Genomic DNA, 15,494 nt, shown 5'->3' with positions numbered 1-15,494 from the left:
CACAGACTGGACTCGGTCATCGACAACGCCGTCGACAACGCGGTGTGGTCGGCCCCGCGGCCCGCTCGCCGACAGTCAGTCGGCCTGGAGCACCAATTGTCGTCCGGGATCGGCGGACAGCGGCACCCGGTCCCGCTGCAGCATCCAGGAGGCGATGTTGTGGAACAGCGGCGCAGCGGACTGGCCACCCGAACCGTCGGCGCTGCGGACGGGGGCGTCGAGCATGATGCCGACCACAAACCGCGGGTTGTCCGACGGGGCGATCCCCGCGAAGGTGATCCAATAATTCGAGTTCGAGTAGCACTTGCAGGCGGGATCCACCTGCTGCGCGGTGCCGGTCTTGCCGCTGATCTGGTAGCCCTCGACAGCCGCGGGTGCGCCGGTGCCCTGCTGGTATCCCATGGGATCGCGCTGGGTGACCGACCGGAACATGTCCCGCACCGTCGTCGCGGTCTGCGCGCTGACCACCTGGATGCCCTCCGGGCGCTCGGTCTCGGACCGGTTCCCGTCCGCGTCGATCGTCGCGCGGACGACCCGTGGCGGGATCCGGACCCCGTCGTTCGCCATCGCCTGGTACATGCCTGTCATCTGCAGCAGCGTCATCGACAGGCCCTGACCGATGGGCAGGTTGGCGAAGGTGCCGCCCGACCACTGGTCGCGGCTGGGGACGTCGCCCGCGCTCTCGCCCGGCAGACCGACGTCGGTGCGCTGCCCGAGTCCGAAGCGGGTCAGCATGTCCGCGAAGCGGTCCTCCCCCACTCGCTGCGCGAGCATCAGCGTGCCGACGTTGGAGGACTTCCCGAAGACTCCGGTCGAGGTGTACGGCGCGACGCCGTGCGACCAGGCGTCCTTCACCGACACGCCGGACATCTGGATCGAGCCCGGAACCTGGAGCACCTCATCGGGTTTGGTGAGCCCGTACTCGATCGCCGCGGCCGCGGTGACGATCTTGTTCACCGAACCGGGTTCGAACGGCGTGCTCACCGGCAGGTTGCCCAGCTCGGCCTTGCCGCTGTTGCCGAGCCCAAGCGACGGGTTGAAGGTGTTGTCATTCGACATCGCGAGCACCTCGCCGGTGTGCGCGTCGAGGACCACCGCGGAGGCGTTCTTCGCGCCGGAGAGGTTCTTGGCCTGCTGCACCTGCTGCTGCACGTAATACTGGAGATCCGAGTCGATGGTGAGCTCCACGGTCGAGCCGTCGACCGCCGGCTGCTTGTCGCGCCAGCTGCCGGGGATGACGGCGCCGTCCGAGCCCTGGTCGTAGGTCTGGGAGCCGTCGGTGCCCGCGAGGGTGGAGTCGAGCGAATCCTCCAGCCCGAGCAGACCGTGACCGTCCCAACCGGTCGCCCCCACCAGGTTCGCGGCGAGCGAGCCACCGGGGTACTCACGGATGTCCTGGCGCTCGAGGCCGATCTCCGGGAAGTCCTCGCTGAGCTTCGCGGCCACGGCCGGGTCGACACTGCGGGCCAGGTAGACGAAGGTCTCGTTGCTCTTGAGCTGGGCGAGCACGTCCTTCTTCGGCGCCGAGTCACCGAGCTTGGCGTTGACGCCCTTGGCGATGGCCTCGAGCCGCTCGTCGACCGTCGGCGCCTTCTCACTCTTCGCGCGCGCGGCCTCGAGCTCCTTGCGCACCTTGGTCGGCTGGAAGGTCAGCGCCTTCGCCTCCATCGTGAAGGAGATGGGGTTGCCACGGCGATCAGTGATCGAGCCCCTGGTCGCAGGGTCGATCACGGTGACCGACCGCTGATTCGCGGCCTCGGCCGAGAGCTTGGGCGCCTCGATGCCCTGGATCCAGAGCAGCTGCACCGAGGCGACCCCGAGCGCGATGAACATGGTGACGCGGCCCGTCCTGTACCGGAACCGGAACGAGGAGGTGTCGTCCTGGCGGGCACCGCGTCGAACCGGCGCACGACGCGGTGCGGGTGCGGGCGCGGTACCTCGGGTCACCCGCGACCGCCCGCGTTACCTGCCTGTCCGGTGTCCGGGGTGGGCCTGCTCATGGGTACCAATTGTTCACCCTGTGCCTGCAGCTGCGGCTGATTGGCCGCCAACGGCGCGCCGGGACGGGGCGCGGTCGTTGTCGGGGCTGCCGGCCGGGTGGTCGGCACCGGGGCCGCGGTGTTGCCGGTCCGCGGCGCCGCGCTCGACTGAGCGGGCGGCTGGGGGTTCAGCGGCGCCGCAGGCGCACCCTGCGCCGGGGTCGGCTTGCCGACGATGTCCACCGTGCCGTCCGGGTTCACGACGAGCCGGGCGACGTCCTTCGCGGGGATCATGCCGAGCTCGGTCGCCTTGCGGGCCAGCTCCGGAGCGGAGTTGCCCTCCCGGACGTCGCGCTCGAGCGCGGAGCGCTGCTCCATCAGGTCCTGGTTGTGTGCCTTGGCCGCACTGAGCTCATAGGAGTCCTCCGCGGCCCGGGTGGTCAGCACCAGGGTCAGCGCCAGCCCCACGGACAACATGCCGATGATGGTGGCGACGAACGGGATTCGCGCCGTGAAGTGGCCGCGGCGACGGTCCGCCGCCTCTCCGACGGGCTGGATCGCGGCACGCTGCTGCCGACGCTCGTATGCGCGCTGCGCGGCGGTGGAACGCTTGCCCGCGGCCACCGCGGCGCGACCGCGCCCCCTTGGCCTGACGACACCGGCATCAGTGGATCGAGAACCGCCCGGCCTCACGGGAACTGTCATGCCGTCACCCTCCTGGAAATCCGTTCGGCACTACGCAATCGGACCGGGGCCGACCGCGGGTTTTCCTCTATCTCCTGCTCGCTCGCCCGTTCCGCCCCACGGGTGAGCAATGCGAACTCCGCACCCATGCCCGGCAGCTCCATCGGGAGCCCCTCCGGACTGCGGGACTTGGTGCGGGGTGTCAGTTCCTGCTTGACGATTCGGTCCTCCAGCGACTGGTAGGACATGAAGACCACGCGCCCGCCGATCGCCAGTGCATCGAGCGCAGCCGGGATCGCCGCGCGTAGCGAATCGAGCTCTCCGTTGACCTCCACCCGAAGAGCCTGGAAGGTCCGCTTCGCGGGGTGGCCACCGGTGCGCCGCGTGGCCGCGGGAATCGAGGCGTACAGCACCTCGACCAACTGCGCACTGGTGGTAAACGGCTCGATCTGCCTGCGGCGCAATATCTCTGATGCGATCCGGCCGGCGAAGCGCTCCTCGCCGTATGTACTGAGCACCCTGGCGAGATCGCCATGGCTGTAGGTGTTGAGCACGTCGGCCGCGGTCAATCCCTTGGTGGGGTCCATCCGCATGTCGAGCGGCGCGTCCACCGAGTAGGCGAAGCCTCGCTCGGCCTCGTCCAGCTGCATCGACGAGACACCGAGGTCGAAGAGGATTGCGTGCACCGACTCCACCGGCGGCAGTCCCGCCTGCTCGAGCGCTGGGACGATTCCGTCATACCTGGTGTGCACCAACGTGACTCGGTCACCGAACGGCGCCAGCCGCTTGCCGGCGATCTCGAGAGCGTTGGGATCGCGATCGAGTCCGATCAGGTGCAGACCCGGGTAGGTCCGCAGGAAGTGTTCGGAGTGGCCGCCGAGGCCGAGTGTCGCGTCGATCATCACCGCGCCCGCGGCGTCCGGCGAAACCGCCGTCAGCGCCGGGCCGAGCAGTTCGTCCGCGCGACCGAGCAGTACCGGGACGTGCCCGAACTCGCCGGTGGAGGCGGGGCCGTTTGCCTCATCGTCCACCATTGCTGCCTCCGGGTCTTGAGTGCTTCGGGAATTTCCGATCGCGAAGGGGGAAGAGTGGCGAATGCCTCGAGGTCCCTGTCCGATTGACCGAACCTGGCGCTGGGGAAGTGCGTCAGGGTCGGCGTTCGGGCAGAGGCCTCGCGGCACTCGCCGTACGGCTCTGGCTGGGCTAGAAGATCTCGCCCAGTGACTCGGCTCTGGCTTGTGAGTAGCTCTCTTCGTGCTCCTCGAGGTAGCTCTGCCACGCCTGCGCGTCCCAGATCTCGAGGAAATCGACCGATCCGATCACCACACACTCCTTCGACAACCCCGCGTAACGGCGGTGGTCGGCAGAGAGGGTGATCCGTCCCTGGGCGTCGGGATGCTGCTCGTCGGTGCCTGCCGCCAGGCCGCGCACAAAGGCGCGGGCCTCGGGATTGCTGCGTGATGCTGCGGCGGCTCGGCGTGCGAGAGCGGCAAACTCTTCTCGGGGATACACCGCGAGGCTGTGGTCCTGCCCTTTCGTGACCATCAACCCTCCCGCCAGTGCATCTCGAAACTTCGCGGGCAACGTCAGCCGCCCCTTGTCGTCGAGCTTCGGCGTGTAGGTACCGAGAAACATCTCGACACCTCCACCCTGCGTCCGATTCGAACGTCCTAGGCCCTTGCGGTCCGTCTGCACGTTCCGCTGCGCACCACGTTACCCCACTTTCCTCCACTTTCAATGCCAATTTAGGGTTCCACGCCCGCAATCTGCATCAAAAGACCAGTTCACAGCGGTGGTGCGATGTGGGGAAAAACTGTGCGATCTTCCCCACTGCCGGGGCGTCACAGCGAGGTACGCCACCACCTCATACTGAAATCCCAGGTCAGACGGATGCGGCGAGACATCCACACCGAGCTCGACCGGCCCGGGGAGGAATGTGGGGGAAGAGTGGGGGAAATGTGGGGGGGGAAGGTGGGGATCCGTGGCGACACCATCGACAGCCAACGCAAAAGCGGCGTGACACCTGGGTGTCACGCCGCTCCGCTGTTGCCTGCCGCCTGGACTCTTGCCTCCGCGACGGCGTTTCGGCTACTCCTGTTCGAATCTCCGCTTGAACCGGTCTTCCATACGCGAGGAGAATCCCCCACTGCTGCCGCCCTTGCGGCCGTCAGCGCGCTTGCCTGCGACCGACCCCTTCGTGGGCCTGCCGGGCTCGTCAGGCACTGCCGAGAGGCCCTTCTTCGATCCCCGCATGAGGAACAGAACCCCGGCTCCAAACATCACTACGAAACCGAGCAGGCTGATGATCGGGAAACCGCCCGGCTTGAACGGGAGCGCGACGCCCGCGACCAAGAGGACGAGTCCGAGAAAGAAGAGAGCTCCAGCCTGAAGTCGACGCTTGCTCGAAGCCGCACGCATACGGCCTCCCCTCACGGAGGAAGCAAATTTCGGATCTTCGGCGTAAAGCGCGCTCTCGATCTGATCGAGCATCCGCTGCTCGTGCTCGGAGAGTGGCACGGTACCTCCCCCGGCACTAAAGGTGGCGACCGATCCGTTGGTACGAAGCGGCGGGTTTCCGACGTTGGCGGCTACCTGTCGTCAATGATACGAGTACACGTGGCGACGTACCACCTAGTCCATCGACGAGATGCCAACTTATTTCGCTGGCACCGCAGATCCCCTGCTAGGCAGACCTCCCCACGAAGGTGTGCGGCGCGCCATCGAGGTGTTTGTCGCCACCGAGATGATCCTCGACCGCGGTGAGGAATCGAGAGACCTCACGGTGGAAATCATCGGCCTCGCCGAGCGTGATCGTGCGCGAGATGCCGGCCTCGATGGCCGCGCGGGTGGCCGAGTACCCGGCGAAGAACTCCGACCACCCCGCGAGTGACGGTTCCGCGCGCGCGAGCAGCACCCAGGCGCTACGCGATCCGGTGCGTGGCCGTTGCTCACCCCCGAGCGCGGCCCCGGCACCGCGGAGCGCGGCGAGGTACGCGGAGCGGAACCGTTCGGACGCGTCCCGCGCACCCGCCGCCTCGGCCAGCAGCGAGTCCGCGCGATCGAGCAGCGCCCGCGCGCGGCGCGACACCGGGGCCTCCACCCGCGACACCGTGTGTCGTGCCGATGACGCCGGAGCCCCCACCCGGAGGGCCGCCGCTGCCTGAACTGCCTGACTTGCCATCTTCCGAACACCTCCTGCGCAAACACGCCACCCGCCGGTACGACCGGTCAGGCCTTAGGGTCGGAATCCGGCGAAGCCCGCTTCCCTCGCGCTTCGCCGGATTGCCGACATCGAACATTCGTTCGACATATTCAATATAGCTGCCCCCACCGACACGTCGTCAAGAGAGAGGGTGAGTCCGGTCGGTATCAACACGACACCGCTGCTGGTCGAGCTGTCCGCGCAGGAACTACGGCGCCGGATGGCCGAGGCGCTTGCCATCTACGTCGAGGCCATGGACTACCCGAAGGGGACCGAGTTCCACCGGGCCCCGATGTGGACCGAACACACCCATCGACCCGGCTGGCACGCGGTCGCCGCGGTCCTCCCCGACGACGCCGACGATCCCGGCTCGGGCGAGGGCACCATGGTCGGCATCGCCTACGGCTACCGGGGCGCCCCGCACCAGTGGTGGCACCAGCAGGTGCGCGAGGGGATGCACCGTTCCGGCGCCGACGAACGGCGGATCCATGAGGTCCTCGGCGACTACTTCGAGCTGACCGAACTCCATGTGGCACGTGCCGCACAGGGACACCGCACCGGCGAGGCGTTGCTCCGCAGGCTCCTCGAAGACCGGCAGGAGAGTCACGTACTGCTGTCCACCCCCGAAGTCGACGACGAGGACAACCGCGCCTGGCGTCTCTATCGCAGGCTCGGATTCACCGATGTGGTGCGGCATTTCACCTTCACAGGGGACAACAGGCCGTTCGCGGTGTTGGGGCGCCTGCTGCCGCTCGCCGCCGAAGGGACCGAGAACGCGCACTCCCCCAGCCGATAGCCTGGACAGATGATCGACGCGGTGGTGGTGGGATCCGGACACAATGCGCTGGTGTCGGCGTGCTACCTCGCCCGGTCCGGCTGGTCGGTCGAGGTGCTCGAGCGCGACACCGTGGTGGGCGGCGCGGTGTCCACCGTCGAACGGTTCCCCGGCCATCAGGTGGACCGCGGTTCGTCCGCGCACATCATGATCCGGCACACCGGCATCATCGAGGACCTCGACCTCGCCTCGCACGGACTGCGTTATCTCGACTGCGACCCTTGGGCATTCGCGCCCGCGCCGCCCGAGTCCGGCAGGCCGGGCATCGTCTTCCACCGCAGCCTCGAACGGACCTGCGCCTCCATCGCCGAGTCCTGCGGGGCCGCCGACGCGAGGGCATACCGAGAGTTCGTCGACACCTGGGGTCCGCGCACCGCGGGCGTGATGCGGGCGTTCGCCGGGCCGCCGACCGGTGGGAGGCTGGCCCGCTCGTTCGGCACCCTGGATCGGGGCGCTGGCGCCGCGGCGTTCTCACGGGAGTTCCTCGCCTCCGGGGACAGCTTGCTGGACAACTACTTCGACAGCGAGCGCCTCAAGGCGGCTCTTGCCTGGTTCGGCGCGCAGTCGGGTCCACCGATGTCCGAGCCAGGCACCGCCCCGATGGTCGGGTTCGCGGCACTGATGCACACCCTGCCGCCGGGCCGGGCGGTCGGCGGCAGCGGCGCCCTCACCCGGGCCCTGGCGTCGCGACTGGCCGCGGACGGTGGATCGGTGCGACTCGGCGACGCGGTGACCGAGCTGCGCCGCACGCCGAAGGGCTGGACGGTACGCACCGCCCATGGCCACGAGGTCCAGGCCAGGACGGTGGTGGCCGGCTGCCACATCCTGACCACCCTCGACCTGCTCGAGCGCGGCGGCCACGACCGGACGCAACTGGACGGGTGGCGCCGCCGGATCCGGGTCGGGCCGGGGATCGGCATGGTGGTCCGCCTCGGAACCGATTCGCTCCCCTGCTATCCCAGCGCCCCGGCGGGCGAGACCGTCACCTCCGGGCTTCAGCTACTGGTCTCCGATCGCGCGCAGCTGAGGCTCGCGCACGGCGCGGCGCTGGCGGGCGAGCTGCCGCCCGTCCCCGCGGTCCTCGCGATGAGTTTCAGCGGGATCGACCCGAGCCTGACCCCCGCGGGCGAGCATCAGGCGACGCTGTGGTCGCAGTGGCATCCCTACTCACTCACCGGCGGACGCGACTGGGCGGACCTCGCCGAATCCGAGGGTGACCGGATCGTCGCCGAGATCGAGCGGCTGGCACCGGGATTCACGGACTCGGTGCGCCACCGGCTGGTGCAGACCCCCGCGGACCTCGAGTCCGAGATGGGGTTGATCGGCGGCAACGTGATGCACGTCGAGATGTCGCTGGACCAGATGTTCATGTGGCGGCCCCTGCCGGAACTGTCGGGACACCGGGTGCCCGGCGCGAAGGGGCTGTACCTGACCGGCGCGTCCACCCACCCGGGCGGCGGAGTGTCCGGGTCGAGTGGGCGCAGCGCCGCGCGGATCGCGTTGTCCGACGCCCGGTTCGGAGGCTTGCGCCGGGCGCTGCGCCGATGAGCGGGCCGGGAGCCACCGGATCCGCCACGCCGCGTACCCCTACCGCCTGACACCTGCATGGCTGCCTGGCACGATAACGCTGTGCAGCAGCCCCACTCCGATGTCCGAAGTCGATCCCGCGTCCGACTGTTCGCCCTCTCCCTGCTCCTCCTGATCTGCATCCCGGTGCTCAGCGGGTGCCTTCGGGTCCAGGCGTCACTCGGCGTCTCACCCGACGACCGGGTGTCGGGACAGATCGTCGCCGCGACGGTTCCCACGGACGACAACGACAAGGGCCCGGAGCTGATCCCGCCGGATTCGTTGATCTCGAAGGTCCGGGTTCAGGCGTACAAGCAGGACGGATACGTCGGTAGTCAGGCCTTCTTCAGTGACCTGACCTTCGGCGAGGTGCAGCAGCTCGGGGCGATGTCCAGTCAGACCGGCAGCTCCATCCAGCTGGACTTCCGGCGCAACGGCGACGTCGTGGTCCTGGAGGGCAAGGCGGACCTCAAATCGGTGCCCGACGGCAGCGACGTCCAGTTCAGCGTCGCCTTCCCCGCGCGGGTGAACACCACCAACGGAACCCGCGACGCCGACTCCATCGTGACCTGGAAGCTGCCGCCCGGCGAGGTGAGCACGCTCCGCGCCGAGACCCGATACGCCGACCCGAGCACCCGCGGCTTCGCCGGCTGGGCGGGCATCGTCGCGGGCGTCACGCTTGGCGTCGCGCTCGTGGTCGGCGCGATGGCGTACTTCAGCAGGCACCCGAGGCGCTGACGCACGGTGCGCGTGTTGCACCCCGGGTGGGGCGCGACACGCGCACGGGTGCGAAGCGCTACCTGACCGAGGTAGCCAGTCCGAGGCGGGCCAGCACCTCGCGGGTCGCGCGGGCGAAGTTCAGCGTGATGAAGTGCAGGCAGGGTGCACCCTCGGCGATCAACCGCTCGCTCATCTCGGTGGCGAGCTCGATGCCGATCTCACGGACCGCGGCGCGGTTCTCCTCGGGTCCGTGGCCTGCCGCGCGATCCAGCCGCTCCGCGAGCTCGCGCGGCAGCTGCGATCCGGACAGCTCCACCATCCGCTTCACCGAGCGCAGCGACGTGATCGGCATGATCTCCGGAATGATCGGCTTGGCACCCTGCTCGGCGTCGTACCGGGACACCCGGTCGCGCAGCCGCAGATAGTCCTCGACGTCGAAGAACATCTGGGTGATCGAGTACTCCGCCCCGGCACGCAGCTTCGAGACCAGGTACCTGGTGTCGTGGTCGAGGTCCGGCGCCCGGAAGTGCCCCTCGGGGAAGGACGCGACACCGACATGGAAGTCGCCGAGGTCGCGGACCAGCCGGACCAGTTCCTCGGCGTACTCGACGCCGTCGGGATGCCGGACCCACTCGCCGAGCGGATCGCCAGGCGGATCGCCGCGCAGCACCAGGATGTTGCTGATGCCGCGGTCCGCGTAGGCGCCGACCATCGCACGCAACTCGTCGACGCTGTGGCCGACGGCGGTCAGATGGGCGACCGGGAGCAGCGTGGTCTCCTCGGCGAGGGCACCGGTGACGCGCACGGTCCGGTCCCTTGTCGATCCGCCGGCCCCATAGGTCATCGAGACGAACGCGGGCTGCATCTGCTCGAACTCGCGGACCGCGCGCCACAGACGTGCCTCCGCATCGGCATCGCGCGGCGGCGAGAACTCCACCGAGAAGGGAATCCGCCCGCCGCTCGAACCGATCCGGTCCACGATCGACGGGGTCTGGGTCACCCAGCCCTCGCTTGACCGTCCCCTGACGGCATCGAATGTCACTCGACAATCATAGTGGCGGGCAGCGAGGGCGACTTCGACGGACCACTAGGGTGAGGGTGTCGATCACCTTCCCAGGGCAATTCCCGGGGCAATCACCGAGGAGGACACCCTGTCCGCCCACGCCGCCTCCCCCGAGGCCACCGAGTCGCTGCCCGCCGCCGTCGAGACGGCACTGCGCGAGTTCTTCGACAGTCGCAGGCCGATCACCGATGCCGTCGGTGGCACGTTCACCGACGCCACGACCGCGCTGGAGGCCTTCGTCCTGCGCGGCGGCAAGCGGGTCCGGCCCGCGTTCGCCTGGACGGGCTGGCTGGGCGCCGGTGGCGACCCGACCGGTCCCGACGCCGCCGCGGTGCTGCGGGCCTGCGCCGCGCTCGAGCTGGTCCAGGCGTGCGCCCTCGTGCACGACGACATCATCGACTCCTCCCGCACCCGCAGGGGCTTTCCCACCCTGCACGTCGAGTTCGCCGACCGGCACCGTTCGGGCGGATGGTCGGGCGAACCGGCGAAGTTCGGTGAATCCGTGGCCATCCTGCTCGGTGATCTCGCGCTGGCCTGGGCGGACGACATGGTCCGCGAGTCCGGGGTCGACGCAGCCGCCCAGGTCCGGCTCGGCCCGGTGTGGTCGGCGATGCGCACCGAGGTCCTCGGGGGCCAGTACCTGGACGTGAGCACCGAGGTGACCGCCGACGAGTCGGTGGCCGCGGCGCTGCGGATCAATCGCTACAAGACGGCGGCATACACGATCGAGCGACCGCTGCACCTGGGCGCCGCCCTCGCCGCGGCCGATCCGGATCTGATCGCCGCCTATCGGGAGTTCGGCACCGACATCGGCATCGCCTTCCAGCTCCGCGACGACCTGCTCGGGGTGTTCGGGGACCCGGCGGTCACCGGGAAGCCCTCCGGCGACGACCTGCGCGAGGGCAAGCGGACCGTGCTGTTCGCCGAGGCCCTGCTGCGGGCCGACGCCAGTGACCGTGGCACCGCGGACGTGCTGCGGCGCAGCATCGGCACCGATCTCACCGAGGAGCAGGTGCAGCGGCTGCGCGCGATCATCACCGATCTCGGTGCGGTGGACGAGGTCGAGCGCCGCATCGACGAGCTCACCGCCAGGGGCCTGCGCGCCCTCGACACGAGCACCGCAACGGAGTCGGCCAAGCAGAACCTGCGCGCGATGGCGCTGGCCGCCACCCGTCGTACGGCCTGATCGGCGTGGGCCTGCGCACGGTCCCGGGTCGCACCGATCACGTGGTGGTCGTCGGGGCAGGGCTGTCCGGACTGTCGGCCGCGCTGCACCTGCTTGGCACCGGCCGCGCGGTCACCCTCCTCGAACGCGATCCGTCGGTCGGTGGCCGGGTCGGCGTGTACGACGGGCCCGGCTACCAGATCGACAGCGGCGCAACCGTTCTCACCATGCCGGAACTGGTCGCCGAGGCGCTGGCCGCGGTCGGGGCCGACTTCGGGTCGGTGTCCCCGCCGCTACGCCTGCACCGGCTGGACCCGGCATATCACGCGCGATTCGCGGACGGCGGGGCGATCGCCGTGCACTCGGACCCCGACGCGATGGCTGCGGAGGTCGCCCGGGCGTGCGGTCCCGACGAGGCGGGCCGCTACCTCCGGCTGCGCTCCTGGCTGGAGCGGATCTTCACGGCCGAGTTCGACCGGTTCATCGACGCGAACTTCGACTCGCCGCTCGACCTGGTCGGCTCGCGCGCTGCCCTCGCGGACCTGTCGACGCTGGTCCGGATCGGCGGCTTCGGCAGGCTCGGGCCACGCGTCGAGAAGTACCTCCGTGACCCGCGGCTGCAGCGCATCTTCACCTTCCAGTCGCTCTACGCGGGATTGAGCCCGGCGCGGGCGCTCGGCATCTACGGCGCGATCGCCCACATGGACACCTCGATGGGCGTGTACTTCCCCGACGGCGGCATGCGGGCGATCGCCGAGGCCATGGCAGGCGCCTTCACCGCCGCGGGCGGCACGCTCGCACTCGGGACCGAGGTGAGCCGGATCGACTACAGGAACGGTCGGGCGACGCGGGTGATCGCTGCCGACGGATCGGCGTTCGAGGTCGACGCCGTGGTCCTGACCGCGGACCTCGGCGGCGGGAGTGCCCTGCTGCAGCGTCGGACGTTGCCGCGGCGGCCGGTCCGGCACTCTCCCTCCGCTGTCGTGGCACACGGCACCATCCCCGCCTCCGTCGCCGCGCGCTGGACCGACTCGGGCCACCACACCATCGACTTCGGGGCGGCCTGGGAGCAGACGTTCGCCGAGATCACCGCGCGCCGCGGTCGCGGCAGGCTGATGAGCGACCCGTCGCTGCTGCTCACCCGCCCCGCGGTCACCGACCCGGGACTGCTGATCGACCGTGACGGTGTGCCGCACGAGCCACTGTCGGTGCTGGCGCCGTGCCCGAACCTGCACAGCGCCCCGCTGGACTGGGCCGCCCTCGGGCGGCCGTACGTCCGCGAGCTGCTCGTCGAGCTCGAGCGGCGCGGCTATACCGGGATCGCCGAGGGGTTCCTTGTTGACCTGATCGACACCCCGCAGACCTGGGCCGACCGCGGAATGTCCGCCGGCACCCCGTTCGCCGCCGCACACACCTTCGCGCAGACCGGACCGTTCCGGCGCGGAAACCTCGACACCGGAGCCGAGAACGTGGTGCTCGCCGGGTCCGGCACCACCCCGGGGGTCGGGGTGCCGACCGTGCTGGTCTCCGGGAAGCTCGCCGCCCAGCGGATCGCGGGCGAACTGCGTGCCAGGTCACAGACGCACCACGCGCGATAGGCGTTTCCCGCTGCGGAACACCGAACCACTAAACTAACCAGCTGTCCACGCATTCCGTCGACGGGTCCTGCCCGGCCGGACCGCAGTCAACGCACAGCCATGGGGGAAGAGCCGCACCGATGACGTCCCCACTTTCCGCTGCTGACAGGCACACCGGCGACAGTAACGGCCAGGCCCCGAGTGCCGGGCGTCTCCGCGCCGTCGCCGGGTTCGCGCGCAGCGAGGCGGGACACGCCGCGATCCTCGGGCTGGTCGGCGCGTCGATGATCACCTTCGGCGGTTTCGGCTCGGGCAGCGTTCGGCGCGAGGATCCGCTCCTCGAGGCGCTGCACCTGTCCTGGCTGCGCTTCGGGCACGGCCTGATCCTGTCGACGATCCTCGTGTGGGTCGGCGTGCTGTTGATGATCGCGGCGTGGGTCCGCCTCGGCCGCTGCACGCTGCGCGGCACGACCACGCTGCACGAGCTGCGCTGGGTGGTCCCGGTGTGGACGGCCCCGCTGCTGCTGGCTGTGCCCATGTTCAGCCGGGATGCGTACTCGTACCTGGCGCAGGGCGCGCTGCTGCGGGACGGCTTCGACCCGTACGCGGTCGGCCCGGTGGCCAATCCCGGCATCCTGCTCGACAACGTGAGCATCGTCTGGACCACCACCACCGCTCCGTACGGACCGATCTTCCTACTGCTCGGCCAGGGCATCACCTCGATCACCGGCGACAACGTGATCGCCGGGACGATGCTGCTGCGGCTGACCATGCTGCCCGGTCTCGCGTTGACCATGTGGGCGGTACCGCACCTGGCCCGCCAGCTCGGCGGCAACCAGGCGACCGCGCTGTGGCTCGCGGTGCTCAACCCGCTGGTCCTGATCCACCTGATCGGCGGCGTGCACAACGAGATGCTGATGGTTGGCCTGATGACGGCCGGCATCGCGCTCGTGCTCGAGCGGCGCCACGTCGCGGGCATCGCGGTGGTCGCGGTCGGTGTCGCCATCAAGGCCACCGCCGGCGTCGCGCTGCCGTTCCTGGTCTGGATCTGGATGATCCACGAACGCGACCGCGCGGTGGCAGAAGGCCGCACCCCGCCGTCGCCGCTGGCCCTGTTCGCCAAGACCGCGGGCGCGGGGCTCGCCGTGTTCGCCGCCGTGTTCGCCGCGGCCTCGGCCATCGCAGGCGTCGGCATCGGGTGGCTCACCGCGCTGTCGGGATCGGCGAAGATCATCAACTGGCTCTCGCTGCCGACGATCATGGCGCACATCGTCACCGTCAGCACCTCCTGGTTCACCGGGCTGCGGTTGGGCCCGGTGCTGGAGGTGACCCGCGCCATCTCCGCGGTCGCGCTGGTGGTGATCCTCGTTGCGGTGTGGTGGCGCTTCCGCCGGACGCCGCGGGAGGCCGTCATGGGCATCCTGATCGCGTTGGTCGCGATCGTGGTGCTCTCCCCCGCCGCGCTGCCCTGGTACTACTCGTGGCCGCTCGCCGTCGCCGCGGGCTTCGCCCTGTCGACCACGACCTTGATGATCCTGGTCGGCCTGTCCACGTGGCTGATGCTGGTCTTCCAGCCGGACGGCAATCCCGGGCTGTACACCCTCGTGCACGTGCTGCTCGCGACCTTTGCGGCGCTCGTCGCGGCCAAGTCGCTGGTGACCGTCGATCCGCTGCGCCTGCGCTCCACGCCCGCCGTCGCCGACGCCGCGGACACCCGTTCCGGCGCCGGGGCGGCCCCCGGCCGGGACTGAGATGACGACGCTGGACGATCGTGCGGCGGCGAGCGATCTCGGAGCCGCCTACCGGTATTGCGAGCGGCTGGCGGCCGAGCACGGCCGCAGCTATGCACTCGCCACCCGGCTGCTACCCGAACACCGCAGGCCGGCCGTGTACGCGCTGTACGGATTCGCCCGCACCGTGGACGACCTCGTCGACATCGACGCCCCTGCCGGCCGTCCCGCCTCCGATTGCCTGGCCGAACTCGACAGGATCGAATCCGAGCTGACGGCCGCCGTCGCGGGCAGCCCCACCGACGACGTCCGACCGGTCGTGCTGGCGGTAGCCGACACCATCGGCCGGTACGCCATCCCGCTCGATCACTTCACCGCGTTCCTCGGGTCCATGCGTATGGACCTGCCCGGTGCGCCCGGATTTCGTGCCGTCTACGCCTCGATGGACGAGCTCCGCGGCTACATGCACGGCTCGGCCGCGGCGATCGGGAAGCAGATGCTGCCGATCCTGGGCACGGTGACGCCGCTCGCCCAGGCCGAGCCCGCGGCCGCCGCGCTCGGCGAGGCCTTCCAGCTCACCAACTTCATCCGCGACGTGGGCGAAGACCTGCGGCGCGGACGCATCTACCTGCCGACGGAGGAGCTGTCCGCATTCGGCGTGGACGGCGACCTGCTGCGCCACTGCCAGTCCACCGGGGCCACGGACCCCCGTGTCGGGCGGGCCCTCGCCCATGTCGTCGCACTGAACCGGTCCGGCTACCGCGATGCCCGGCCGGGACTGGCGATGCTCGAGCCGAGGGCGCGGCCCGCGATCACCGCAGCGTTCGACCTGTACTCCGCGATCCTCGACGAGATCGAGGCGAGCGGTTACCGGGTGCTCGACCGGCGGGCGGTGGTGCCGAGGCGGCGGCGGCTGACGCTGGTCGCGCCGCGACTGCTGGAGTCCGCGGTCGCGGCGGCCCGTAGCTGAGCG

The 15,494-nt window shown here is 69.9% G+C and carries 14 protein-coding genes; 7 read left to right on the top strand and 7 right to left on the bottom strand.

Annotation, left to right across the window (positions count from 1 at the left end):
• Window positions 1–75 precede the first annotated feature (75 nt).
• The 6 genes from ABIC28_RS26255 to ABIC28_RS26230 all read right to left on the bottom strand — a co-directional run bounded on the left by ABIC28_RS26255 (window position 76) and on the right by ABIC28_RS26230 (window position 5,844).
• Window positions 76–1,947: a peptidoglycan D,D-transpeptidase FtsI family protein gene (locus tag ABIC28_RS26255; RefSeq protein WP_257017496.1), complete on the bottom strand. Its 1,872-nt coding sequence runs from the start codon at window positions 1,945–1,947 to the stop codon at window positions 76–78.
• Entirely contained in the window at window positions 1,944–2,684 is a 741-nt protein-coding gene (gene ftsL, locus ABIC28_RS26250) for a cell division protein FtsL (RefSeq protein WP_257017495.1), read from the bottom strand. The genes ABIC28_RS26255 and ftsL overlap by 4 nt, the downstream gene beginning before the upstream one ends.
• Window positions 2,681–3,697, bottom strand: coding sequence for a 16S rRNA (cytosine(1402)-N(4))-methyltransferase RsmH (gene rsmH / locus ABIC28_RS26245; protein WP_097212172.1), 1,017 nt, complete (start codon window positions 3,695–3,697; stop codon window positions 2,681–2,683). Before rsmH ends, ftsL begins: the two co-directional genes overlap by 4 nt.
• A 169-nt stretch (window positions 3,698–3,866) precedes the next feature.
• Complete coding sequence (gene mraZ, locus ABIC28_RS26240; protein ID WP_027502251.1) at window positions 3,867–4,298, bottom strand: division/cell wall cluster transcriptional repressor MraZ; 432 nt, start codon at window positions 4,296–4,298, stop codon at window positions 3,867–3,869.
• Between the two features lie 453 nt (window positions 4,299–4,751).
• Complete coding sequence (locus tag ABIC28_RS26235; protein WP_097212171.1) at window positions 4,752–5,180, bottom strand: SCO2097 family morphological protein; 429 nt, start codon at window positions 5,178–5,180, stop codon at window positions 4,752–4,754.
• Window positions 5,181–5,346: 166 nt separating this feature from the next.
• Window positions 5,347–5,844 (bottom strand): SAV_6107 family HEPN domain-containing protein, encoded by a 498-nt coding sequence (locus ABIC28_RS26230; protein ID WP_354581655.1) that lies wholly within the window; start codon window positions 5,842–5,844, stop codon window positions 5,347–5,349.
• Window positions 5,845–6,016: 172 nt separating this feature from the next.
• Between ABIC28_RS26230 and ABIC28_RS26225 the strand changes: the two genes are divergently transcribed.
• The 3 genes from ABIC28_RS26225 to ABIC28_RS26215 are packed head-to-tail and all read left to right on the top strand — an operon-like array spanning window position 6,017 to window position 9,004.
• Window positions 6,017–6,661: a GNAT family N-acetyltransferase gene (locus ABIC28_RS26225; protein ID WP_097212170.1), complete on the top strand. Its 645-nt coding sequence runs from the start codon at window positions 6,017–6,019 to the stop codon at window positions 6,659–6,661.
• A gap of 9 nt (window positions 6,662–6,670) precedes the next feature.
• Entirely contained in the window at window positions 6,671–8,248 is a 1,578-nt protein-coding gene (locus ABIC28_RS26220; RefSeq protein WP_269590207.1) for a phytoene desaturase family protein, read from the top strand.
• Between the two features lie 57 nt (window positions 8,249–8,305).
• On the top strand, window positions 8,306–9,004 hold the full coding sequence (locus ABIC28_RS26215) for an LppM family (lipo)protein (protein ID WP_420030274.1): 699 nt from the start codon (window positions 8,306–8,308) through the stop codon (window positions 9,002–9,004).
• Between the two features lie 58 nt (window positions 9,005–9,062).
• On the opposite strand, the gene metF is transcribed toward ABIC28_RS26215, so the two are convergent.
• Complete coding sequence (metF, locus tag ABIC28_RS26210; RefSeq protein ID WP_269590223.1) at window positions 9,063–9,986, bottom strand: methylenetetrahydrofolate reductase [NAD(P)H]; 924 nt, start codon at window positions 9,984–9,986, stop codon at window positions 9,063–9,065.
• A gap of 133 nt (window positions 9,987–10,119) precedes the next feature.
• On the opposite strand from metF, the gene ABIC28_RS26205 reads away from it, so the two are divergent.
• The 4 genes from ABIC28_RS26205 (at window position 10,120) to ABIC28_RS26190 (ending at window position 15,491) form a co-directional block, all read left to right on the top strand.
• Window positions 10,120–11,235 (top strand): polyprenyl synthetase family protein, encoded by a 1,116-nt coding sequence (locus ABIC28_RS26205; protein ID WP_373560259.1) that lies wholly within the window; start codon window positions 10,120–10,122, stop codon window positions 11,233–11,235.
• Complete coding sequence (gene crtI, locus ABIC28_RS26200; protein ID WP_097212165.1) at window positions 11,235–12,812, top strand: phytoene desaturase family protein; 1,578 nt, start codon at window positions 11,235–11,237, stop codon at window positions 12,810–12,812. The genes ABIC28_RS26205 and crtI overlap by 1 nt, the downstream gene beginning before the upstream one ends.
• 119 nt (window positions 12,813–12,931) lie before the next feature.
• Window positions 12,932–14,542, top strand: coding sequence for an alpha-(1->6)-mannopyranosyltransferase A (locus ABIC28_RS26195; protein WP_209926641.1), 1,611 nt, complete (start codon window positions 12,932–12,934; stop codon window positions 14,540–14,542).
• Between the two features lies 1 nt (window position 14,543).
• A complete protein-coding gene (locus ABIC28_RS26190) occupies window positions 14,544–15,491 on the top strand; it encodes a phytoene/squalene synthase family protein (RefSeq protein ID WP_097212163.1) in 948 nt (315 codons plus the stop codon).
• The last annotated feature ends 3 nt before the right edge of the window (window positions 15,492–15,494 follow it).

Source organism: Rhodococcus sp. PvR044 (genome assembly GCF_040548995.1).
GTDB lineage: Bacteria > Actinomycetota > Actinomycetes > Mycobacteriales > Mycobacteriaceae > Rhodococcus_G > Rhodococcus_G oryzae.
This window is presented reverse-complemented; position numbering and strand designations above follow the sequence as displayed.

What these genes read in the sequence shown, in the direction of transcription:
- ABIC28_RS26195 (WP_209926641.1), top strand. Translation starts at nt 12,932, where the DNA reads ATGACGTCCCCACTTTCCGCTGCTGACAGGCACACCGGCGACAGTAAC.
- mraZ (WP_027502251.1), bottom strand. Translation starts at nt 4,298, where the DNA reads ATGTTTCTCGGTACCTACACGCCGAAGCTCGACGACAAGGGGCGGCTG.
- ABIC28_RS26230 (WP_354581655.1), bottom strand. Translation starts at nt 5,844, where the DNA reads ATGGCAAGTCAGGCAGTTCAGGCAGCGGCGGCCCTCCGGGTGGGGGCT.
- ABIC28_RS26190 (WP_097212163.1), top strand. Translation starts at nt 14,544, where the DNA reads ATGACGACGCTGGACGATCGTGCGGCGGCGAGCGATCTCGGAGCCGCC.
- rsmH (WP_097212172.1), bottom strand. Translation starts at nt 3,697, where the DNA reads ATGGTGGACGATGAGGCAAACGGCCCCGCCTCCACCGGCGAGTTCGGG.
- ABIC28_RS26220 (WP_269590207.1), top strand. Translation starts at nt 6,671, where the DNA reads ATGATCGACGCGGTGGTGGTGGGATCCGGACACAATGCGCTGGTGTCG.
- ABIC28_RS26215 (WP_420030274.1), top strand. Translation starts at nt 8,306, where the DNA reads ATGGCTGCCTGGCACGATAACGCTGTGCAGCAGCCCCACTCCGATGTC.
- ftsL (WP_257017495.1), bottom strand. Translation starts at nt 2,684, where the DNA reads ATGACAGTTCCCGTGAGGCCGGGCGGTTCTCGATCCACTGATGCCGGT.